Genomic DNA, 21582 nt, shown 5'->3' on the forward strand with positions numbered 1-21582 from the left:
CCCGGCGCCAAAGCGTCCGGCCGAATGAACGATTTCGCGCGATCCGTTGCCGCGGCCTTTACGCTGATCGGCGAAGCCGATGCCGAGTTGCTCGGCATCGTCGCCCTGTCGGTCCGCGTCAGCCTCACCGCCAGCATCGTCGCGCTGCTGATCGGCGCGCCGTTCGGGGCGTTGCTAGCCATCACCCGTTTCCGCGGACGGCAGGTCATCATCGTGCTGACCAATGCGCTGCTCGGCCTTCCTCCGGTCGTGGTCGGGCTCGCGCTCTATCTGCTGCTATCGCGGTCCGGTCCGCTCGGGGCTGCCGGCCTGCTGTTCACGCCGACCGCCATGGTGATCGCGCAGACCCTGCTCGCCACGCCGATCGTGGTGGCGCTGGTGCACCGGCCGGCAAGCCTGCTGTGGGCCGAGTACGGCGACTTGGCGCGGATCGACGGATTGTCGGCGCTGCGCAGCATGGCGCTTTTGTTCGCGCTGGGACGGACCTCGCTGCTGACCGCCTTTCTCGCGGCTTTCGGGCGCGCCATCGCCGAGGTCGGCGCCATCATCATCGTCGGCGGCAACATCCGCGGTTTCACGCGCACGATGACGACAGCGATCGCACTGGAGACCAGCAAGGGCGACCTGCCGCTGGCGCTTGGGCTCGGGCTGATCCTGCTCGCGCTCAGCGTCGCGGTATCGACCGTCGCATTCCTGCTAGTGGGACGCGTTGGGGAAAAATAGCTGCTCGCCCCCGACCTTGTAGCCGGCGATCGCATCCTGCCCCTTCGGCGAGACGAGCCAGTCGATGAAGGCCTGCCCTTCCTTCGCCTTCACGTTCGGATGCTTTTCCGGATTCACCAGCATGACGCCGTACTGGTTGAACAGCCGCTTGTCGCCCTCGGTCAGGATGGTGAGCTCGCCGCGGTTCTTGAACGAGAGCCAGGTGCCGCGGTCCGACAGCAGATAGGCACTCGACGACGAGGCCATGTTCAGCGCCGGGCCCATGCCCTGCCCGATCTCGCGATACCAGCTGTCCTTGGCGGCAGCGATGTCGATGCCTGCCTCTTTCCACAATCTCAGCTCGGCCGCGTGCGTGCCGGACTTGTCGCCGCGCGAGATGAACGGCGCTTTCGCAGCCGCGATCTTGCGCAAGGCATCAGCGACGTCCTTGCCGCCGGCGATATGTGCGGGATCGGCCTTCGGGCCGACGATGACGAAGTCGTTGTACATGACGTCGAAGCGCTTCACGCCCTGCCCTTCGGACATGAACTTGTCCTCCGCCACCCTGTCATGGACGAACACCACATCGGCATCGCCGCGCCGTCCGATGTCGAGCGCCTGACCGGTGCCGACGGCGACGACCTTCACCTCGATACCCTCGGCCTTCGAGAACAGCGGCAGTAGGTAGCCGAACAGGCCAGATTGCTCCGTCGACGTCGTCGAGGCTACGGTGATGCTGCGATCCTGCGCGAATGAGCATGTCGACCAGAACAGAACCGTTGCGATGGCGGCAAGCTTCCTCATTGCGTCGTCCTCACACCTGGATATCGAGTGCTGCAAATTACGTCAGGCAAACTGCGCAGGGAACCCCGACGATCGGCCCCGCCCGGGCGCGATCCGGCCGCTCAGGAACGTCGCTCCCGTGTCCCGGTTGTCCAGACACGAACCCAGGGAGATCCTGATGAAGAAAATCATTCTCGCATCCGCCTGCATCATGGCGCTGGCGACCGGTGGCGCCTTTGCGCAGACACAACCCGCGCCGGACGCATCTGGTCAGGGCGGCGTCGGTCAATCCTCGCGAGGTCCCGCGACCAAGGGCATGACGACGGGCAAGTCGTCGAACATGCAGAACGAGGCCGGCAGCAGCAAGGGCACACAGTCGCCGAGCGCGGGCGGCGCCAACACCAACAACATGGGCAGCCAGGTCGGCGGCGGCGCCGGTTCCAGGAAATAGCCGCAAGATCGACATGTCGGGAAGGCACGACTGTGCCTTCCCGCGGGATCAACGATCTCGGACGACTCTTACCGCACCGCGAGGCACGCGACATCGACGTTCGGAAAGTCTTGGAAACTGCCGACGGTAATCTCATCTGCACGGCACGTGTGGATGTTCTGCAATTGGTCCCAGTCAGATTGACATCGGTGTGACAGGCGGGGCAGTTTTTCATATTGCTGACGAATCAGCGATTGCCTCACGCCGAGTACCTCTTGGACAACTCCCAGTGCTTTCGAGACTGATATCGTTGCTGCGCCGCATTCCAGCGGTGAAATGGGCGTTCACCCGGCTTCGGCCCTTGCCGCACAGCGGCAGCATCGACGTCGCGGCGAACGAAGCAAGTGACTCGCCTGCCATCCTTGCCGACGTCGCGGAAGCCGCGCCGGTGCGCGACGCGAGTAGCGCCGAACCGTTGCATGGCCAGGCCGACATCACGGTCACGACTCCCGTCGTCGAGGCCGAGCCCGCGATCTCCGTCATCGTGGAGAGCCCGTCAGCAACGCCGGCTGGTATCAGCCTCAGCGACGAACCCTCCGGCGAGACAAGCGTGGACGTCGAGCCTGCTGTCGTCGAGCAGGCTTCGGTCTTGCCGGTCGATGTCGCGAGCGAGCAGGTTGAGGCTCCCGAAGTCGTCAGCAACGATCCTCCGGCGCAATCGCCTGCGAGCGTTGAGCCCGTCATCGTGGAAGAGGCACCGGTCTCATCCATCGAGGTTGCGAGCGAGCTCGCCGATGCTCCCGAGGCTGTCATTGGCAGCGTTCCATCGTTCGAGCTCGCGACCGAGATCGAGCCTGCTGCCGCGGAGGAGACTCCGGTCGCGTCGGTCGACGTCGCGAGCGAGCACGTTGCGGCTCCCGCAGTCGTCGGCAACGATCCTCCGGCGGAACTGCTTGCAAGCATTGAGCCCGTCATCGTGGAAGAGACGCCGGTCTCGTCTGTCGCGGTTGCGAGCGAGCCGGCCGAGGCTCTCGAAGCTGCCATCGGCAGCGTCCCATCATACGAGCTCGTGACCGAGATCGAGCCCGCTGCCGCGGAGGAGACTCCGGTCGCGTCGGTCGACGTCGCGATCGACGCGGTCGATGCTCCCGTTCTTCTCGTCACCGACGACTCCGCTCCTGACGTTCTCGTGGATGACGCGCCGGCCGCTATCGACGGCTCGTGTGTCGCGTGCGCCGATGACAATGTCCTGGATGTCTCCGAGAGCAGCATCGACGGCGATCCCTCGCCCAGCGTCGCGGCGGAGATCGAGCCTGCCACCGCCAACGATCCTGCCCCTGTCATGGTGGTCGCCGCTGAGGATTCTTCCGCTGAGGCTGCCAGCGGCATCGCCGACAGCGCGCCGGAGCCGGCTCTCGAGTCTCCCGTTCCGGAAATCTCCCGCGCAGCGAAGGCCCGCGCAAAGGTCACGGAACCCACCGACCGTGCCGCGCTGATCCGGCAGCGCTGGGCGGAGACCGGGATCAGGATGTGGAATCCGCGGCTTCACGGCAGTGGCGATGCGACGCTGAACATCCAGGGGCGGATTGGGCTGCTGCCGCCCGCGCCCGGCGAGACGATGCCGCGCTACGACAAGCTGGAATTCAAGATGCTCGGCGGGCAGATCGTCTGCGAGGGTGTCATCGTCGAAGCGCCCGCGCAGGCGGACAGGCGCAGCTTCACCCGGCTCGCCGAGCCGCGTCACTCCGAGCGGGTCCGCGAACCGGCGCGGGAACGCCAGGCCGCCCTCGCCTGATCCCTTTTCATCTGCGATCGCGCTCGCCATATGCTAGGCTGACACCCTGGATATGGGAGACCGCATGTTCGCAACATCATTGCGACTGGTCGTGATCGCTGCTCTCTGCGTCTCGCAAGGAGCTTTTGCGGCGTCCGGCAAACGGCCGCGCCACGTGCCGGCAACGGCGGCCGCGACCGATCCCGCAGCACCCTACAAGGCCGACCGGTTGTCCTCCTCGCGCGGCGAGACCATCCTCAACACGCCCGGCCAGACCACCGTGCTGACGCGTCAGAGGCTCGACGACATGAACGCCACCAGCCTCCGCGACGCCATGCGCTCGACCGCCGGCGTGACGATCGGGCGCTAAAGCCTGATCCGCTTTGCGCTCAGGGGATCGGATAGCCCTTCCAGACCCACTCCAGCGCCGACGGCAGCGTCTGCGCGATCGTCGGGCGATCGACGTGCTTGGCGTTGCGCACGAACAGGAACTGGTAGTGATAGCCCTTCTCCGCCAGCACCTTGGCCATCAGCGCGTTCGACAGGGTCCAGTCGTGCATGCCGTCGGGAATGGTGGGGTTCGGATAGAACAGGTCCTGGTCGCCGCCGAAGAACCAGAAGCGGATCGGCTTGGCCGGCGCGGCGACGATCAGCGGCACTCCGGGCGGCTCGGCCGGCGTCAGCACACCCGCCTTGGAGATCAAATTGGGACCAGCCGGCCCCGTCCAGGCGCTGTGATACTCCCAGGCGCCGCCGCGCAGCGACGGATCATGCGGCCATTGCTGGTTGACCATCGTCGGCGAGAAGGCCAGCACGCGGTGATAGAGATCCGGATAGAACCAGGCCATGGTGAAGGCGGCGGCGCCACTCGAGCTCAATCCCATCGTCGCGCGTCCGTCGGGATTCCTCGTCAGCTTGACGTCGGCGTTCTTCTCGACCAGCGGCAGCACCTCGCGTTCGACGAACTGCGCATAGATGCCCGAGACCGCGTCATATTCACGACCGCGCTGGCTACCCTGCGCATCCTGCCCGCCATTGCCGATCTGGATCGCGATCATCGGTGGCACGCGGCGCTGCGCGATCAGGTTGTCGAGCGTCGTGGCAAGGTCCTTGTAAGCGTTGGAGCCGCCGTCGCCGACCACGATGAACGGCGCTTCGGATCCGCGCACATATTGGGCCGGCACGTAGACGTCGATCGTGCGCGACCAGACACCGGGATGGCTGGTGATGACGATCATGTGCGACTTGTCGTCCGCCGCAGTGACCGTCGTCATGATCGAGGAATTGGTGCAGCCCGCGACGTCGTCGCGGATCAGGCCGGGATTGTAGACCGCGCTCTCTTTCGATGACAGCGTGAAGGATTTCGTCGTGCCGCGCGGCACGCCCTCCTTTGCGATCGTCTCCGGGGCGGGATTGTGGGTCGGGCCGATGATGAAATTGCCTTCGGCGCCCGGCGGCGGCAGCGTCCCGTCCGGCAGCTCGGTCGCGCGCGGGTAGTTGGCACTAAGGGGATCTCGCGTCGGCGGCGCTGTCTTGAAATCGAGGCCTGTCGTGTCGATGAAGAAGGGCGCGGCCTTGTCGGTGGTGTTGGCACCAGGCGGCACGGCCATGTTCTGGGTGACGCAGACCGGCTGGGCCGACGCGATCGACGAGAATGAGACGACGGAAATCAGCGTCCCCGCAAGGACGAACAATGGATTGGTCATTTCAGCTCCCCGTGCCGACGAGTCTTGCTGGCCCATCTTGAAGCAAAGTATGCCGGGCCGCCGATGCCGGGTCAAACAGCAAGCGGCCGCATTGCAGCGATGGCCCATGCTCAAACCGGACGGCGTCCCTTATTCCGCGCATGCCGCGAAAATTTGAGAGCTTGATGCCGTTGCTGCCGCCCTTCGCACGACGTAGCTTGCGCATCGGCCGCGCAGATGCCGCGTCTGGCTGAAACGACAAGAACACTCGGGAGGCAACCATGAGAAAGCTTACGGCCGCGCTGTGTGCGCTGGCGTTCCTCACAACCGGCGCGCAGGCGCAGACCATCAAGGACTTCCTGGCAACGGTCATGCAGAAGTGGACGGCGCCGTTCGAGCCGTTCCAGCTCATCGGCAACATCTACTATGTCGGCACCGACGGCATCGCCGTTTACGTCATCAAGACCTCACAGGGCCTGATCCTGATGGACACGGCGATGCCCCAGTCGACCGGCATGATCAAGGACAACATCGCCAAGCTCGGCTTCAAGGTTGCCGACATCAAGATCATCCTCAACACGCACGCCCATCTCGACCACACCGGCGGCTTCGCCGAGATCAAGAAGGAAACCGGCGCACAGCTCATCGCCGGCGAGCGCGACAAGCCGCTGCTCGAAGGCGGCTACTATCCTGGTGACGAGAAGAACGCGGACCTTTCCTTCCCCGCGGTGAAGGTCGACCGCACGGTGAAGGAAGGCGACAAGGTCACGCTCGGCGACACCACGCTGACGGCGCATGCGACACCAGGCCACTCGCCGGGCTGCACGAGCTGGGAGATGACCGTCAAGGACGGCAACCAGGACCGCGACGTGCTGTTCTTCTGTAGCGGCACCGTTTCGCTGAACCGCCTGGTCGGCCAGCCGACCTATCCCGGCATCGTCGACGATTACCGCGCGACTTACGCGAAGGTGAAGGCGATGAAGGTCGACGTGCTGCTCGGGCCGCATCCGGAAGTCTATGGCATGCAGGCCAAGCGTGCGGAGATGAAGGACGGCGCGCCGAACCCGTTCGTCAAGCCGGGCGAGCTCACCACCTACGCGACCGGCCTGTCGGAGGATTTCGACAAGCAGCTCGCCAAGCAGACCGCGGCGCTGGAGAAGAAATAGCGGAGATACTTCACCTCACTCCAACGCGGAGAGGTGGATGCCGCACGTCGTCCGGCACGACCGGCGTGCGGCGATCCGCGGCGCCCATGCGCATGGTTAGCAGGACGTGACCACGAACGCGCCGATGGGGCCGAAGCGCTGCCCCCGGCAGCCTGTAATGCTTAACGGGACCTGACCAATGCACGCGGCCGGAAATTTTTGCGGCCGCGCGCAACCTGCGCTGGCCTTTTCGCAGGGAACCCGTCTAACGCGCCCTTTACCCCCGCCGTGCAAGATCGCCCCCGTTTTTGAAGGGATACGGGGCGCGTATTGCAATGCCTGTCGCCGATTTGAAGTCTCACTTCGCCGCCGCGATGCGGCTGTTTCGCGTGCCGGTCGACAACCCGGACCTGACGCGCGCGCAGTTCGACGCCTTCTCCAAGCAGGTCCCGCTGCTCTACTTCATCCTGATGAGCAACACGATCGCCGTCGCCTATACGTATGTGAACGTGGCGCCGGACTGGCTGACGATGATCGTGCCCTCCGTGCTGACTGTGCTTGCGGCGCTCCGGACCATCTGGTGGCTGCGCCAGCGTCATCTCGTGCGCAGCGATGCCGACATCCTGCGCAATCTGCGCGCCACCAACTGGATGACGCTGCCGATCGGTGCGGGCTTCACTGCATGGTCCTTCGCGCTCTATCCTTACGGTGATCCCTTCGCCAAGAGCCAGGTCGCCTTCTACATGGCCGTTACCGTGATCGGCTGCATCTTCTCGCTGATGCATCTGCGCTCGGCGGCACTGATCGTGACGCTGGTCGTCGACGTCCCCTATGTGCTGTTCTTCTGGACCACCGGCGAGCCGACGCTGAAGGCGATCGCCGTCAACAACCTTCTGGTTTCCGGCGCGATGGTGACGGTGCTGGTCATCTACTATCGCGACTTCGCCGATCTCGTCGCCAGCCGCAAATCGCTGCTGGCGCAGCAGGCGGCGACGCAAGCGCTGTCGGACGAGAACTTCCGTCTTGCCAATCTGGATTCGCTCACCGAACTGCCCAACCGCCGCCGCTTCTTCGCCGAGCTGTCGAGTGCCTTCATCGACGCCGAGCGCAGGAACGTTCGCGTCGCGGTCGGTATCATCGACCTCGACGGCTTCAAGCCGATCAATGACAATTACGGCCATTCGGTCGGCGACCGCGTCCTGATCGAGGCCGGCCGGCGCATCCGCGAGGTCTGCGAAGGCTTCGGTCCGCAGCGCGTCGAGTTCGCAAGGCTCGGCGGCGACGAGTTCGGTCTCGTCGTGTGCGGCGACCCCGAGGACGCCGATCTGGTGCGGCTCGGCGAACGCATCGGCGAGCGGGTCAAGCTGCCCTACCAGCTCGACACTGCCCACACCGGCCTGTCCTGCTCGATCGGCTTTGCGCTTTATCCGGACTCCGCAACGACGGCGGAGGCGCTCTATGAATGCGCGGACTATTCGCTCTACCACGCCAAGCGCCATCTGCGCGGTCGCACCGTAATCTTCTCGAGCGAGCTGGAGGCGGAGATCCGCAGCCGCGGCGTGATCGAGACCCTGCTGCGCAGTGCGGATTTCGACACGGAAATGGAGCTGGTGTTTCAGCCGATCGTCGATGCCATGAGCGAGCATACTGCGGGCTTCGAGACCCTGGCACGCTGGCGTAGTCCCCGCCTCGGCTGGGTCTCTCCGGCCGACTTCATTCCGGCCGCCGAGCGCATCGGCCTGATCCGGCCGCTGACGCAGGCCCTGCTGGCGCGCGCGCTTGCAGCGGCGAAGATCTGGCCCGACCACATCCGCCTGTCGTTCAACCTTTCGGCCCACGACGTCTGCGCAGCCGAGGGCATCCTGCCGCTGATCTCGATCATCGAGAGGAGCGGCCTGCCGCCGCACCGGATCGATTTCGAGATCACCGAGACCGCCGTCACCTTCGACTTCGTGCGCGCGCAGCAGTCGATCGCGACGCTGAAGGCGATGGGCTGTGGCATCTCGCTCGACGATTTCGGCACCGGCTATTCCTCGCTGAGCCATGTGCACCGGCTGCCGCTCGACAAGATCAAGGTCGACCGCAGCTTCGTCGCCGACATCAACGAAAATCCTGTCAGCCACAAGATCATCAAGTCGCTCACGGGCCTGTGCGACGACATGGAGATCGCCTGCGTCGTCGAGGGCGTCGAGACCCGCGCGCAGCTCGACACCTTGCGCCGCCTCGGATGCGACTACATCCAGGGCTACTACTTCGCAAAGCCGATGCCGGGCGATGCGATCGGCGACTACCTCGCGAACGAGGGGCAACGCCTCGATGGTGCAGCGGCCAGGGTCGTGGCTTGAGGCGAGGCTATTTCGCCAGGCTCGGCAGATCGAGCCCCTTGTCGCGCGCGCAGTCGATCGCGATGTCATAGCCCGCATCGGCATGGCGCATGACGCCAGAGGCGGGATCGTTCCACAGCACGCGCTCGATGCGTTTGGCGGCTTCCGGCGTGCCGTCGGCGACGATCACCATGCCGGCATGCTGGGAATATCCGATGCCGACGCCGCCGCCGTGATGCAGCGAGACCCAGGTCGCGCCACTGGCGCAATTGAGCAGCGCGTTGAGCAGGGGCCAGTCGGACACCGCGTCCGATCCGTCCTTCATCGCCTCGGTCTCGCGGTTGGGGCTTGCCACCGAGCCGCTGTCGAGATGATCGCGGCCGATCACGATCGGCGCCTTCAATTCGCCGCGCGCCACCATCTCGTTGAAGGCGAGGCCGAGGCGATGACGATCGCCGAGGCCGACCCAGCAGATCCGCGCCGGCAGACCCTGGAACTTGATGCGCTGCTTGGCCATGTCGAGCCAATTGTGCAGATGCTTGTCGTCAGGCATCAGCTCCTTGACCTTGGCGTCGGTCTTGAAGATGTCCTCGGGATCGCCCGACAGCGCGGCCCAGCGGAACGGGCCGACGCCGCGGCAGAACAACGGGCGGATATAGGCCGGCACGAAGCCGGGGAAATCGAACGCGTTCTTCAGGCCCATGTCCTGCGCCATCTGGCGGATGTTGTTGCCGTAGTCGAGCGTCGGAATGCCCTGCGCATGGAAATCCAGCATGGCCTGGACATGCTCGACCATCGACGTCTTCGAGGCGCGCTCGACCGCCTTCGGATCGGACGCGCGCTTGGCTTCCCAATCGGCAAGCGACCAGCCCTTCGGCAAATAGCCGTTGATCGGATCGTGCGCGCTGGTCTGGTCGGTGACGATGTCGGGCTTGACGCCGCGGCGCACCAGTTCGGGGAAAATCTCCGCGGCATTGCCGAGCAGCCCGACCGAGACCGCCTTCTTGGTCTTCTTGGCCTCTTCCATGATCGCAAGGGCTTCGTCGAGCGTGGCTGCCTGGCGGTCGAGATAGCCCGTCCGCAGCCGCATCTCGATGCGGCTCGGCTGGCACTCGACCGCGAGCATCGAGGCGCCGGCCATGGTCGCCGCCAGCGGCTGCGCGCCGCCCATGCCGCCGAGGCCGGCAGTGAGGATCCATTTGCCGGCGAGGCTGCCGCCATAATGACGACGGCCGACCTCGACGAAGGTCTCGTAGGTGCCCTGCACGATGCCCTGACTGCCGATATAGATCCAGGAGCCCGCGGTCATCTGGCCGTACATCATCAGCCCCTGGCGATCGAGCTCGTTGAAATGGTCGAGCGTCGCCCAGTGCGGCACGATGTTGGAGTTCGCGATCAGCACGCGCGGCGCATCGGCATGGGTGCGGAAGACGCCGACCGGCTTGCCGGACTGCACCAGCAGCGTCTGGTCGGCTTCGAGCTTGCGCAAGGCCGCGGTGATCCGGTCAAAGCTCTCCCAGTCGCGCGCGGCGCGGCCGATGCCGCCATAGACGACCAGCTCGCTCGGACGCTCCGCAACATCAGGATCGAGATTGTTCATGAGCATGCGCAGCGGCGCTTCCGTCAACCAGCTCTTGGCGCTGATCTCGCTGCCGCGGGGAGCACGGATAGTGCGGTCATTGTCCAGTCGGCGGTTCATGCGGAACACCCCTTAGTCAAGTCTTGTTCAGTCAAGTTTTGGAAACGGATCGGCTGAAAGCTTGGCGATCGCCGCGACCGGCAGCGCATCAGCTTCGACAAGCGCCGCAGCCTTGGCGAGATCGCCGGCCATGTAGCGGTCAGTACCGAGTGCAGGCACCTGCTCGCGAAGCCTGGCAATGACGGCAACGAGCGGCGCGCTGGTCGCATGCGGCGCCCGCAGCGTGATGCCTTGGGCTGCGACCAGCAGCTCGATTCCCAAGATGGCGGTGAGATTGTCGGCCATATCCGAGAGGCGCCGCGCGGCGTGGGCAGCCATCGAGACGTGATCTTCCTGGTTGGCGCTGGTCGGCGTCGAGTCGATCGAGCAGGCAGCCGCCCGCTGCTTGTTCTCGGCATAGAGCGCGGCCGCCGTCACCTCGGCGATCATGAAGCCGGAGTTGAGGCCGGGATCCGGTGTCAGGAACGGCGGCAGACCGAAATTGAGAGCGGGATCGACCAGCGTCGCGATGCGCCGCTCGCTGATCGCACCGATCTCCGACAGCGCAAGCGCGATGGCGTCGGCGGCAAAGGCGACCGGCTCGGCGTGGAAATTGCCGCCAGAGACGATCTCACCGGTCTCGACCAGCACCAGCGGATTGTCAGTGACGGCATTGGCCTCGACGATCAGCGTGCGCGCGGCCTGCGTGATCAGGTCCAGCGCGGCGCCTGCGACCTGCGGCTGGCAGCGCAGGCAATAAGGATCCTGCACGCGCTCGTCGCCTTCGAGATGCGACAGGCGGATATCGCTGCCGTCGAGCAGCACGGTCAAGGTGGCGGCCGCGGCGATCTGACCGGCATGGCCGCGCAGCGCCTGGATTTCGGGACGGAACGGCGCCGTCGAGGCCATTGCCGCATCGACCGACAATGCGCCGGTGACGAGCGCGGCGCGGATCAGGCGGAATGCACGCAGCACGCCGGCGATGGCGTAAGCGGTCGAGAACTGCGTGCCGTTGATCAGCGCCAGCCCCTCCTTGGGGCCGAGCGTCAGTGGCGTAAGGCCGGCAGCGGCGAGCGCTTCGCCACCGGATATAGTCACCCCGTCAAAAATCGCCTGCCCTTCGCCAATCATCACCGCGGTCATATGCGCGAGCGGCGCAAGATCGCCGGAGGCGCCGACCGAGCCTTGTTGCGGCACCAGCGGGTAGACGCCGCGCGTCAGCATGGCCTGCAATTGCTCGATCACCTCGCGGCGGACGCCGGAGGCCCCGCGCCCGAGCGAGATGATCTTCAGCGCCATCATCAGGCGGACGATCGGCTCGGGCGTCGCCGGGCCGACGCCGCAGCAATGCGAGACGATGAGATTGCGCTGGAGCAGCGCGGTTTGATCGGGCGGAATGCGCTTCGAGGCCAGCTTCCCGAAGCCGGTGTTGATGCCGTAGACTGGCGCGGCGGCATGCGCGGCCTTCGCGACAATCTCCGAAGCCGCCTCTACGCGCGGCCAAAACGAGGGATCGAGCACGACGGACGCACCCGCAAGGACGCGTGCGAGATCGTCGAGAGTGACCGTTCCCGGCTTAACGACGATCGCTGCGCCCTGCTCCGTCACTGTCCCCTCCACACCCGGCGGTGCAGCGGATTGAAGCCGATGCGGTAGACCAGCTCGGCGGGCCGCTCGATGTCCCAGATCGCGAGGTCGCACCACTTACCGGGTTCGAGCGTGCCAGTTTCATTGAGCACGCCGAGCGCGCGCGCACCTTCTCGGGTAACACCGTCGAGGCATTCGGCCACATTCATCCGGAACAGCGTCGCGCCCATGTTCATGGCGAGCAGCAGCGAGGTCAGCGGCGAGCTGCCGGGATTGCAGTCGCTCGCAAGCGCCATGGGAACACCATGCTTGCGGAACACCTCGACCGGCGGCTTCTGCGTCTCGCGGATGAAGTAGAACGCGCCAGGCAGCAGCACGGCCACCGTTCCGGCCTTCGCCATCGCAGCGGCGCCGGCCTCGTCGGTATGCTCCAAATGATCGGCCGACAGTGCCGAGAATTTTGCGGCGAGCGCGGCGCCGCCGAGATTCGACAGCTGGTCGGCGTGGAGCTTCACCGGCAGCCCGAGCCCTCTCGCGGCCTCGAAGACCCGCGCAGTCTGCTCAGCCGAGAACGCGATCCCTTCCATGAAGGCATCGACGGCATCGGCAAGGCCAGCCTTGACGACGGCGGGCAGCATCTGTTTGCACACGAGATCGATGTAGCGATCCTTGTCGCCGTCGGCTTCCACCGGCAGCGCATGTGCGCCGAGGAAGGATGTGCGGATCGCAACCGGCCGCTGAGCGACGAGGCTGCGCGCGGCGGACAGCTGCCGCATCTCGGTCTCGGTATCGAGGCCGTAGCCCGACTTGATCTCGACCGTGGTTGCGCCCTCGCCAATCAGCGCGTCGAGCCGCGGAAGCGCGCTTGCGACGAGTTCGGCCTCGCTCGCCTTACGAGTCGCGGCGACCGTCGAGACGATGCCGCCGCCGGCCCGCGCAATCTCTTCATAGCTTGCCCCCTTCAGGCGCAGCTCAAACTCGTGCGCGCGGTTGCCGCCATAGACGAGATGGGTGTGGCAGTCGACGAGACCCGGTGTGATCCAGCGTCCCTCGCAATCGATCCGCTCGATGGCGTCCGCATCCGCAGGGAAATCTGCTGCTGCGCCGGCATAGACGATACGGCCGCCGCGCGCGGCGATCACGCCACGTTCGATCTCGCCGAGGTCGGGACGGTCGGCCCGCATCGTGGCGAGCCGGGCATTATGCCAGATCCGGTCGAAGCGCTCTGCCATGAAGGTGTCCCTTCGCCGTGGGATGCTTGACTTATATGTCTAGACATATAATCGTAAGGCGGTTCTGTCCAGCCGGCGTGTAATCAATCATGACCCGACTGCATTTCGCCTCCGCGCTCCTGCCCCCGGGCTGGGCCAATGACGTGCAGGTGGTGATCACCGCCGGCGCGATCGCGGAGGTGACGCCAGGCGTGGCGCCGGCCGCCGGCGACGAACGCCACGCCATCGCACTTCCCGGACTTGCGAGCCTGCACAGCCACGCCTTCCAGCGCGGCATGGCCGGACTTGCGGAACTGCGCGGCGACAGCACCGACACGTTCTGGACCTGGCGCGAGACGATGTATCGCTTCGCGCTGGCGATGACCCCGAATGACGTTACCGCCGTTGCCACGCTGCTTTATGTCGAGATGCTGGAACAGGGTTTTACCCGCGTCGGCGAATTCCATTATCTGCATCATGATCGCGACGGCTCGCATTACGCCGATATCGGCGAAATGGCCGGGCGCATTGCGCAGGCTGCCGAGGCCTCGGGCATTGCACTGACGCTGCTGCCGAGTTTTTACGCGCACGGCTCTTTCGGTGGCGCGGCGCCGCATGACGGCCAGCGCCGCTTCATCTGCTCGGTCGATGAATTCGCCGCGTTGATGGATGCATCGCGCAAGGCGATCGCAACATTGCCGGGCGCCAATATCGGCATTGCGCCTCACAGTCTGCGCGCGGTCGCGCCGGACGAGCTCGCGGCGATCATTCCGCTTGCGAACGGCGGGCCGGTGCACATCCACGCCGCCGAGCAGGTCAAGGAGGTCGAGGATTGCCTCGCCTGGTCCGGCCGGCGCCCGGTGCAGTGGCTGCTGGAGCACGCGCCGCTCGATCAGCGCTGGTGCCTCATCCACGCGACCCACATGACCGATGCGGAAATCACGGCATTCGCGAAGACCGGTGCAGTTGCTGGCCTCTGCCCCATCACCGAGGCGAGCCTCGGCGACGGCATCTTTCCGGCGCGCGAATTTCTCGCCGCCGGCGGCGCGTTCGGTGTGGGCACCGATTCCAACGTGCTGGTCGGCGTCGCCGACGAATTGCGCCAGCTCGAATACGGCCAGCGCCTGAAGCATCGCCAGCGCAACGTTCTCTCCAGCGGTGCAGGCCGCTCGACGGGGCGTACGCTATTCGATCAAGCGCTCGCCGGCGGCGCACAGGCAATGGCGCAGGCGATGGTCGGCCTCACGCCGGGCGCGCGCGCGGACATCGTCACGCTCGATGCGGCGCATCCGTCGCTGGCCGGCCGCACGCACGACGCGGTCATCGACGGCTGGATCTTTGCCGCCAGCGGATGCGTGATCGATTGCGTCTGGGCTGGCGGCCACAAAGTCGTCGAGCGCGGTCGGCACAGGCTACGCCAGGCCGCGCGCGAGCGATTCAACGCGGCGGTGCGGAGGCTCGTCGCATGAGCCTTGCCAGCGATGCCGCCGACAAGCGGACACTCTACAAGCGTATCCGCGCCGACATCGAGAAGCGGATCCTCACCGGCGAATGGCCGCCCGGACATCGCATTCCATTCGAGCACGAGCTCGTCGCGCGCTACGGCTGCTCGCGCATGACGGTGAACAAGGCGCTGTCGGAACTGGCGCAAGCCGATCTGATCGAGCGACGGCGGCGCGCCGGCTCGTTCGTACGGCGACCGCAGCATCAGTCAGCCGTGCTCAAGATCGCCGACATCCGCGCCGAGATCACCGCGCTCGGGCGCGCTTACGGCTACGAGCTGATCGGCCGCAAGCTGCGGGCGGCGACTGCCGCCGACCGCGAGCGTCTCGGCGTCAAGAAAGCCGGCAAGGTCGTCGCGATCACCTGCCGTCACAGCGCCGACAAGGTGCCATTCGCGGTCGAGGACAGGCTGATCGATCTCGCCTCCGTGCCCAGTGCTGCGACCGCGGATTTCTCGCGCGAGCCGCCGGGCTCGTGGCTGCTTCATCATGTCCCATGGACAGAGGCCGAGCATACGATCAGCGCCATCGTCGCGGATGATCGCACGGCGGAAGCGCTCGACATCGCAATCGGCGCGCCCTGTCTCGTGATCGACCGCTATACCTGGCGCAGCGCGCGCACGATCACCGCGGTCCGCCTGCTCTATCCCGGTGACTCCCACCGCCTTGTCGCCCGATTCAAGGGAGGTTGAGAGAGCAATGTCGGCACAATTCGTGCAATGCTTCGGGCAACGGTCCGTAGGGGCCGACAGAGATCAACAGGACGTCAATCCATCGATCGGCAAGAGGACGACAATCATGCGTAGTTCGACGATTTTTGCGACAATCATTGCTCTTGCGGCCTCCACTCCCGTGCTCGCCGACGATGTCAAGGTCGGCATCGGCATCTCCGGCTGGACCGGTTTCGCGCCGCTGACGCTGGCGAAGGAGGCCGGCATCTTCAAGAAGAACGGCCTCGACGTCACCATCAAGAAGATCCCGCAGAAGGATCGTCATCTCGCGATCGCCTCCGGCGACGTCCAATGCGCGGCGACGACGGTCGAGACCTGGATCTCCTGGAACGCCAACGGCGTTGCGACCAAGCAGATCTTCCAGCTCGACAAGAGCTATGGCGCCGACGGCATGGCCGTGCGCAACGACGTCAGCGCGATCAAGGAGCTGAAGGGCAAGACGGTCGCAGCCTCCGCACCCGGCACATCGCCCTATTTCGCGCTGGCCTGGATGCTCAAGAAAAATGGTCTGTCGGTGAAGGACGTCACCGTCGTGAACCTCGAGCCGGCCGCGGCCGCGCAAGCCTTCGTCTCCGGCCAGAACGATGCCGCCATGACCTATGAGCCGTATCTGTCGACGGTCCGCGCCGCGCCCGACAAGGGCAAGATCATCGCGACCACGCTCGACTATCCCATGGTCATGGACACCTTTGGCTGCACGCCGAAGTTCCTCAGCGAGAACCCGAAAGCCGCCAAGGCGCTCGCCGACAGCTATTTCGAGGCGCTCGACATGATCGCCAAGGATCAGGCCAAGGCCTATGAGATCATGGGCGCGGACGTGAAGCAGAGCGGCGAGCAGTTCGGCAACTCGGCAAAGTACCTGCGCTGGCAGGACAAGGCCGCGAACCAGAAATTCTTCGCCGGCGACTTCCTGACCTTCAACAAGGAGGCCGCGGACCTTCTGCTCGAGATCGGCATCATCAAGGCCGCGCCGAAGGTCGAGGACCTCTTCGACGCGAGCTACATCAAGTAAGTCACTTTGGAGCTGCCGGCCCCGTCTCGCGGCGGGGCCGGCAAATCTGTTCACCGCCTGGATAGATCGTCGATGCGTCCCCTGGACCCTGTTACATCGAAGCAGCGCATGGTTTACGGCCTTGCGTTCTTTGTCCTGTTCGTTGCGCTCTGGTCATGGGCGACGCTCGGCGGCCATGTGTCGAAGACCTTCCTCGCCAATCCGCTGACCATGGTGCAGGAAGGTTATGACCTCCTGGCCAAGCAGGGATTCATCTACGACATCGGCATGACGATCTGGCGCGTCGTCGGCGGCTTTGCGCTCGCCGCCATCATCGCGGTGCCGCTCGGCGTGCTGATGGGTGCCTACAAGCCGGTCGAGGCGTTCCTCGAGCCGTTCGTGTCCTTTGCACGCTATCTGCCCGCCTCCGCCTTCATTCCGCTGCTGATCCTGTGGGCGGGCATCGGCGAGTTGCAAAAGCTGCTCGTCATCTTCATCGGCTCGGTATTCCAGGTCATCCTGATGGTCGCGGTCACCGTCGGTGCCACGCGGCGCGATCTGGTCGAGGCGGCCTATACGCTGGGCGCCAGCGATCGCGGCATCATCCGCCGCGTGCTGCTGCCCTCCTCCGCGCCCGAGATCGCGGAAATCCTGCGCCTGGTGCTGGGCTGGGCCTGGACTTACGTCATCGTCGCCGAGCTGATCGGCTCGTCCTCGGGCATCGGCCACATGATCACCGACAGCCAGGCGCTGCTCAACACCGGGCAGATCATCTTCGGCATCATCGTGATCGGACTGATCGGCCTCCTCTCGGACTTCATGTTCAAGGCGTTCAACGCCTGGCTGTTTCCGTGGAGGCTCGCATGACCACGCTCAGAATCGAGCAGGTCTCGCGCACCTTCCCCGCCCGCCACGGCAATGCGCCGACCAGGGCGCTGGAGCCGACCGACCTCACCATCGCCAACAACGACTTCGTCACCATCCTCGGGCCCTCCGGCTGCGGCAAGTCCACGCTGCTGCGCATCGTTGCCGGCCTCGACCGTCCGACCAGCGGCCGCGTCACGCTCGACGGCCGCGAGGTGACCGGCCCGGGTGCCGATCGCGGCATGGTGTTCCAGTCCTACACGCTGTTCCCCTGGCTGACCGTGCGCGAGAACATCGCCTTCGGCCTGCGCGAGCGCGGCGTGGCCGAGGCGGAGCGAAACAAGATCGCGGATGCCTTCATCCGCCAGGTCGGGCTGTCCGGCTTCGAGAATCACTGGCCGAAACAGCTCTCGGGCGGCATGCAGCAGCGCACCGCGATCGCGCGTGCGCTCGCCAATGATCCCAAGATTCTCTTGCTGGACGAGCCCTTCGGCGCACTCGACAACCAGACCCGCGCCTTGATGCAGGAAATGCTGCTGGGAATCTGGGAACGCGACCAGAAGACCGTGCTGTTCGTAACCCACGACATCGAGGAGGCAATCTTCCTCGGCAGCCGCGTCATCGTCATGAGCGCACGCCCGGGCCGGATCAAGGCCGAGATCAATGTGGACCTGCCGCATCCGCGCTCCTACAAGATCAAGACGACGCCGGAATTCGTCCAGCTCAAGGAACGGCTGGTCGAGGAGATCCGCACTGAGGCGCTCAAGGTTGCCGAACATGCCTGACACCAAGCCGCGCGCCAATGGCGAGCGCGTTCTCGCCGACCTCAATGCCCTCCGCGCCATCGGCGCCTACAAGACCGGCGTGCACAAGCCGACCTTCTCCGAGCCGCATAGGCAATCGCTGGACTGGCTGGTGCAGAAGCTGCCCGACGCCGGTCTTGCCGCCGCGATCGACGGCATCGGCAACGTATTCGGCACCAGCGCCAAGCCGGGGCCAAAACTGCTCGCCGGCTCGCATCTGGAGAGCCAGAATTACGCCGGCTGGCTCGATGGCCCGCTCGGCGTCGTCTATGCGCTTGAAGCCGCCCGCGTGCTCAACGCCGATCCCGCGCTCAGGGGCGCGGTCGAGGTCGCAGCGTGGTGCGACGAAGAAGGTCATTTCGGCAGCTTTCTCGGCTCGCGGTCCTATGTGGGACAAGTGACCGAAGCCGAGATCGACGCCGCGCGCGACCGCACCAGCGGCCGGACCATGCGCGAGGCCCTCGCCGACATGGGTCTCGCCGGGCGGGCGCGCGTTGCCGCCGAGCCGGGCCGGCACCTCGGATATCTGGAGGCGCATATCGAGCAGGGCGACACGCTCGAAAGCGGCAAGCTTGCGATCGGCGTCGTGACCTCCATCGTCGGCATCTGGCAATACAAGATCAATTTCACCGGTGAGCAGAACCACGCCGGCACCACGCGCATGACCGTGCGGAAGGACGCCGGTCTCGCGCTGGCCAAATTCTGCGTGGCGATCGACGAGCGTTTTCCGGGCGCCTGCGGACCCCGCACCGTCTGGACCACCGGCCGCATCACGCTCGATCCCGGTGCGCCGAGCATCATCCCGGGCGGCGCCGAGATGCTGTTCCAGATCCGCGATGACAACCCGGCCGTGATCGCGCGGCTGGAGGAGCTGCTGCGGACCATGGCCGACGAGGCCAGCGCGAAAGGCCCCTGCACCGTCACCGTGGAGAAGATCCGCACCGGCGCGCCCGCCATGATGAACACGGGCATTCAGGACGCGATCGAGGCCGCGAGCAAGGCTCTCGCTGACGGACGCTCCATTCGCATGCCGAGCGGCGCCGGCCACGACGCGCAGATGCTGGCAACCGTGATGCCCGCAGGCATGCTGTTCGTGCCGTCGATCGGCGGCATCAGCCACCACTGGACCGAAAATACTGCCGACGCCGATATCGTCACCGGCGCGCAGGTGTTCGTCGACGCCTGCCGGCGGATCCTCGGCGGTTAGCCGGGCGCCGTCCAGCCGGCGCGCGGCGGCCAAGTCCGCGCGCTCAGCCATGCACGCATCTTGGGCAGGATCGTGCCAAGCGCGATCGGTTCGGGAAAGACTCTGATTTCGCACGAGGCCTAATCTGCGCGCCCCCACGCGAGAAGGCCCATCATGCCCCGGAGTCCCACGGCAACGCCCGCCGCCATCGTCGATGCCCTGAAGGCGGTTGCCGGCAATCCGCCGAAGGTGCGCGCGAGTTTCGCCAAAGGCTGGTGCGTTCGCGGCACCTACACTCCATCGGACCGCGCGGGAGAGATCACGCGATCCCAGAGCTTCACAAGGCCATCGCGTGTGCTAGCCCGCTTCTCGGTCGGCGGCGGCAATCCTGGCGTCGCCGACACCAACAATCTGGTGCTGCGCGGCTTCAGCTTCAAGCTCGGCGACGAGGATCATCGATCCGACATTCTCGTCGAGAGCGCGCCGGTGCATTTTGCGCGAACGCTCGAGCAGATGCTGGCCTTCCTCAAGGCGCGCGTTCCGGGCGCCGACGGCAAGCCTGATATGGCAAAGGTCAAGGCGTTCTCGGTGGCCAATCCCGAGACACTCAATCAGGCGAACTACATCGCTGCGCGCCCGTTGCCCGGAAGCCTTGCCGGTACGACCTATTGGGGCGTGCACGCCTTTCCGGCAACGAATGAGCAAGGCGAGACGCGCTTCATCAAGTTCAAGGTGGCCCCGGCCGGAGGCGACATCACGCTGAGCGAGGACGAAGCGAGAGCGAAGCCGGCCGATTTCCTGCGCGACGATCTCGGCACGCGGATCGCGGCAGGCCATGCCCGCTTCAACGTGATGGCGCTGCTCGATCGTCCCGGCGATCCCATCAAGGACGTCACGATCCGCTGGCCCGACGAGGATGATCGCGAAGAGGTGCGCCTCGGCACGATCGTGATCACCGGCTTCGAGCCGAACGAGGCCTGCGACGCCTCCATTTTCAATCCGGCCAATCTCGCCGATGGCATCGGCCACCCGCCGGACGAGATCTTTGCGGCGCGGCGCGCCGCCTACACCATTTCACTGGCCAAGCGCCGCTGAGGCGCACGGCATCACCGATTTCAAGCCCCGACGCGCGAGGCCCCAAGCGCCTCGCGGCGCCATACCGCCGGGCTGACGCCGACGATCGAGGAAAACACCCGCGTGAAATGGCTCTGATTGGCAAAGCCGGCCGACATCGCGATCTCCGACAGCGGCAGGTCGCGAACGCTCATCAACTGCTTGGCGGCCTTGACGCGCTGATGCAGCAGCCATTGGTGCGGCGGCAGGCCGATCGAAATCCGGAAGGCGCGCGAGAAATGGCTGACCGAGAGGTCGAGTTCGGCCGCGACTTTCTGCAACGAGAGCTTGCCGCTGAGGTCGGATTCGAGCCGCTCGCAGGCGCGCTTCGCCTGCCATGGCGCGAGGCCGCCGCGCGCGGATGCGGTCGTACGCTGAAGCCCGCCATAGGTCTGGGCCACATGGGCGGTCAGGCCGAGCATCATGTGATCGATGAACAGCTGATTGGCCTCGTCCGGTCTGCGCAGGCCCTCTTGGAGCGAGGCGCCGATGTGACGGATGATTCCGTCGTCATGGCCGATGCCGATCTGACAGTCGAGCTCGTCGACGCGCGGCGCATTGCACTGCTCGGCGATGCTGTCGAGCGCCGAGCGTGGAATGTAGAAAAACAGCGAGTGGAACGGCTTGTCGATCACGTAGCGCGGATCGCGCTTGAGATCGTAGAGATAGGTCGTCCCGGCGCGGACATCCGCCCGCATGATGCATTTGCCGCGCTCCCAGAGCTCGCAGTCCGGATAATCGTGCAGCTTCAGGCTGACGAGAAAGGCATCTTCGGCGGTCAGCGAGCCGGACAGGCCACGCACCGGGCGGTCATTGCGGGTTTCGGTGACCGCGAGCGCGGCGCTGCGCAGCGAGCGCGTGACCAGCGAGGGCGGCGCATCCTTCAAACGCAGGAATTGCCCAAGCCTCTGCCCGTAGGCGCCTGCCTGTGTCATCGGGATCGTCCTTCTGTGGAAACTCAAGTGCAGGCCACAGGGCCCTGCAATTGCAGCGCGCATTATCGGACATTCGCCAATAGCTGTCCACGCTTGCGCGCAACAAGCCCATCACAGATTTTCACAAACGCACGAGGC

General features: G+C 65.5%; 19 protein-coding genes. 13 read left to right on the top strand and 6 right to left on the bottom strand.

Annotation, left to right across the window (positions count from 1 at the left end; genetic code table 11):
• The first annotated feature begins 24 nt into the window (after positions 1-24).
• Positions 25-723: an ABC transporter permease gene (locus tag FOM02_RS16805; protein WP_027562343.1), complete on the top strand. Its 699-nt coding sequence runs from the start codon at positions 25-27 to the stop codon at positions 721-723.
• Here the strand turns inward: FOM02_RS16805 and FOM02_RS16810 are convergent.
• Positions 697-1506 (bottom strand): extracellular solute-binding protein, encoded by an 810-nt coding sequence (locus FOM02_RS16810; protein ID WP_027562342.1) that lies wholly within the window; start codon positions 1504-1506, stop codon positions 697-699. The two genes, FOM02_RS16805 and FOM02_RS16810, sit on opposite strands and share 27 nt — an antisense overlap.
• Positions 1507-1663: 157 nt before the next feature.
• On the opposite strand from FOM02_RS16810, the gene FOM02_RS16815 reads away from it, so the two are divergent.
• The 3 genes from FOM02_RS16815 to FOM02_RS16825 all read left to right on the top strand — a co-directional run bounded on the left by FOM02_RS16815 (position 1664) and on the right by FOM02_RS16825 (position 4059).
• Entirely contained in the window at positions 1664-1936 is a 273-nt protein-coding gene (locus tag FOM02_RS16815; protein WP_265441912.1) for a hypothetical protein, read from the top strand.
• 268 nt (positions 1937-2204) lie between these two features.
• Complete coding sequence (locus FOM02_RS16820; RefSeq protein ID WP_265441914.1) at positions 2205-3710, top strand: hypothetical protein; 1506 nt, start codon at positions 2205-2207, stop codon at positions 3708-3710.
• A gap of 64 nt (positions 3711-3774) precedes the next feature.
• The gene (locus tag FOM02_RS16825; RefSeq protein WP_027562339.1) at positions 3775-4059 is read left to right on the top strand and encodes a TonB-dependent receptor plug domain-containing protein; all 285 of its coding nucleotides are present in this window, start codon (positions 3775-3777) and stop codon (positions 4057-4059) included.
• Between the two features lie 19 nt (positions 4060-4078).
• Here FOM02_RS16825 and FOM02_RS16830 read toward each other — a convergent pair whose 3' ends face one another.
• Positions 4079-5395: an alpha/beta hydrolase gene (locus FOM02_RS16830; RefSeq protein ID WP_027562338.1), complete on the bottom strand. Its 1317-nt coding sequence runs from the start codon at positions 5393-5395 to the stop codon at positions 4079-4081.
• Positions 5396-5655: 260 nt separating this feature from the next.
• Here FOM02_RS16830 and blaBJP point away from each other — a divergent pair, with 260 nt between their 5' ends.
• Positions 5656-6540, top strand: coding sequence for a BJP family subclass B3 metallo-beta-lactamase (blaBJP, locus tag FOM02_RS16835; RefSeq protein ID WP_027562337.1), 885 nt, complete (start codon positions 5656-5658; stop codon positions 6538-6540).
• Between the two features lie 314 nt (positions 6541-6854).
• Positions 6855-8864: a putative bifunctional diguanylate cyclase/phosphodiesterase gene (locus FOM02_RS16840; RefSeq protein ID WP_027562336.1), complete on the top strand. Its 2010-nt coding sequence runs from the start codon at positions 6855-6857 to the stop codon at positions 8862-8864.
• A 7-nt stretch (positions 8865-8871) separates the two neighbouring features.
• On the opposite strand, the gene hutU is transcribed toward FOM02_RS16840, so the two are convergent.
• From hutU to hutI, 3 genes are read right to left on the bottom strand one after another with little or no spacing between them, the layout of a single operon-like run.
• On the bottom strand, positions 8872-10542 hold the full coding sequence (gene hutU, locus FOM02_RS16845) for a urocanate hydratase (RefSeq protein ID WP_027562335.1): 1671 nt from the start codon (positions 10540-10542) through the stop codon (positions 8872-8874).
• 27 nt (positions 10543-10569) lie between these two features.
• Entirely contained in the window at positions 10570-12129 is a 1560-nt protein-coding gene (gene hutH, locus FOM02_RS16850) for a histidine ammonia-lyase (protein ID WP_027562334.1), read from the bottom strand.
• Positions 12126-13340, bottom strand: a complete 1215-nt coding sequence (gene hutI, locus FOM02_RS16855) for an imidazolonepropionase (RefSeq protein WP_027562333.1) — start codon at positions 13338-13340, stop codon at positions 12126-12128. The genes hutH and hutI overlap by 4 nt, the downstream gene beginning before the upstream one ends.
• An 89-nt stretch (positions 13341-13429) precedes the next feature.
• Here hutI and FOM02_RS16860 point away from each other — a divergent pair, with 89 nt between their 5' ends.
• The 7 genes from FOM02_RS16860 to FOM02_RS16890 all read left to right on the top strand — a co-directional run bounded on the left by FOM02_RS16860 (position 13430) and on the right by FOM02_RS16890 (position 20491).
• Positions 13430-14788 (top strand): formimidoylglutamate deiminase, encoded by a 1359-nt coding sequence (locus FOM02_RS16860; protein ID WP_027562332.1) that lies wholly within the window; start codon positions 13430-13432, stop codon positions 14786-14788.
• Positions 14785-15513 (top strand): histidine utilization repressor, encoded by a 729-nt coding sequence (gene hutC / locus FOM02_RS16865; RefSeq protein WP_027562331.1) that lies wholly within the window; start codon positions 14785-14787, stop codon positions 15511-15513. Before FOM02_RS16860 ends, hutC begins: the two co-directional genes overlap by 4 nt.
• Before the next feature lie 106 nt (positions 15514-15619).
• On the top strand, positions 15620-16564 hold the full coding sequence (locus FOM02_RS16870; RefSeq protein WP_027562330.1) for an ABC transporter substrate-binding protein: 945 nt from the start codon (positions 15620-15622) through the stop codon (positions 16562-16564).
• A 72-nt stretch (positions 16565-16636) separates the two neighbouring features.
• A complete protein-coding gene (locus tag FOM02_RS16875) occupies positions 16637-17410 on the top strand; it encodes an ABC transporter permease (protein ID WP_027562329.1) in 774 nt (257 codons plus the stop codon).
• Positions 17407-18192, top strand: a complete 786-nt coding sequence (locus FOM02_RS16880; protein WP_027562328.1) for an ABC transporter ATP-binding protein — start codon at positions 17407-17409, stop codon at positions 18190-18192. Before FOM02_RS16875 ends, FOM02_RS16880 begins: the two co-directional genes overlap by 4 nt.
• Positions 18185-19417 (top strand): Zn-dependent hydrolase, encoded by a 1233-nt coding sequence (locus FOM02_RS16885; RefSeq protein WP_027562327.1) that lies wholly within the window; start codon positions 18185-18187, stop codon positions 19415-19417. The genes FOM02_RS16880 and FOM02_RS16885 overlap by 8 nt, the downstream gene beginning before the upstream one ends.
• Before the next feature lie 153 nt (positions 19418-19570).
• Positions 19571-20491, top strand: a complete 921-nt coding sequence (locus FOM02_RS16890) for a catalase family peroxidase (RefSeq protein WP_027562326.1) — start codon at positions 19571-19573, stop codon at positions 20489-20491.
• 20 nt (positions 20492-20511) lie between these two features.
• Here FOM02_RS16890 and FOM02_RS16895 read toward each other — a convergent pair whose 3' ends face one another.
• Positions 20512-21444 carry a helix-turn-helix domain-containing protein gene (locus FOM02_RS16895; protein WP_027562325.1) on the bottom strand — a complete coding sequence of 311 codons (933 nt, stop codon included), beginning with the start codon at positions 21442-21444 and terminating at the stop codon, positions 20512-20514.
• Positions 21445-21582: the final 138 nt, after the last annotated feature.

The sequence above is a fragment of the Bradyrhizobium sp. SEMIA genome, assembly GCF_014844175.1.
GTDB lineage: Bacteria > Pseudomonadota > Alphaproteobacteria > Rhizobiales > Xanthobacteraceae > Bradyrhizobium > Bradyrhizobium arachidis.

Coding starts and splice junctions, on each gene's coding strand:
- hutC (WP_027562331.1), top strand. CDS start 14,785: ATGAGCCTTGCCAGCGATGCCGCCGACAAGCGGACACTCTACAAGCGT.
- FOM02_RS16840 (WP_027562336.1), top strand. CDS start 6,855: ATGCCTGTCGCCGATTTGAAGTCTCACTTCGCCGCCGCGATGCGGCTG.
- FOM02_RS16895 (WP_027562325.1), bottom strand. CDS start 21,444: ATGACACAGGCAGGCGCCTACGGGCAGAGGCTTGGGCAATTCCTGCGT.
- hutU (WP_027562335.1), bottom strand. CDS start 10,542: ATGAACCGCCGACTGGACAATGACCGCACTATCCGTGCTCCCCGCGGC.
- FOM02_RS16805 (WP_027562343.1), top strand. CDS start 25: ATGAACGATTTCGCGCGATCCGTTGCCGCGGCCTTTACGCTGATCGGC.
- FOM02_RS16875 (WP_027562329.1), top strand. CDS start 16,637: ATGCGTCCCCTGGACCCTGTTACATCGAAGCAGCGCATGGTTTACGGC.
- FOM02_RS16885 (WP_027562327.1), top strand. CDS start 18,185: ATGCCTGACACCAAGCCGCGCGCCAATGGCGAGCGCGTTCTCGCCGAC.
- FOM02_RS16880 (WP_027562328.1), top strand. CDS start 17,407: ATGACCACGCTCAGAATCGAGCAGGTCTCGCGCACCTTCCCCGCCCGC.
- FOM02_RS16830 (WP_027562338.1), bottom strand. CDS start 5,395: ATGACCAATCCATTGTTCGTCCTTGCGGGGACGCTGATTTCCGTCGTC.
- FOM02_RS16810 (WP_027562342.1), bottom strand. CDS start 1,506: ATGAGGAAGCTTGCCGCCATCGCAACGGTTCTGTTCTGGTCGACATGC.
- FOM02_RS16870 (WP_027562330.1), top strand. CDS start 15,620: ATGCGTAGTTCGACGATTTTTGCGACAATCATTGCTCTTGCGGCCTCC.
- FOM02_RS16890 (WP_027562326.1), top strand. CDS start 19,571: ATGCCCCGGAGTCCCACGGCAACGCCCGCCGCCATCGTCGATGCCCTG.
- FOM02_RS16860 (WP_027562332.1), top strand. CDS start 13,430: ATGACCCGACTGCATTTCGCCTCCGCGCTCCTGCCCCCGGGCTGGGCC.
- blaBJP (WP_027562337.1), top strand. CDS start 5,656: ATGAGAAAGCTTACGGCCGCGCTGTGTGCGCTGGCGTTCCTCACAACC.
- FOM02_RS16825 (WP_027562339.1), top strand. CDS start 3,775: ATGTTCGCAACATCATTGCGACTGGTCGTGATCGCTGCTCTCTGCGTC.
- hutI (WP_027562333.1), bottom strand. CDS start 13,340: ATGGCAGAGCGCTTCGACCGGATCTGGCATAATGCCCGGCTCGCCACG.
- FOM02_RS16815 (WP_265441912.1), top strand. CDS start 1,664: ATGAAGAAAATCATTCTCGCATCCGCCTGCATCATGGCGCTGGCGACC.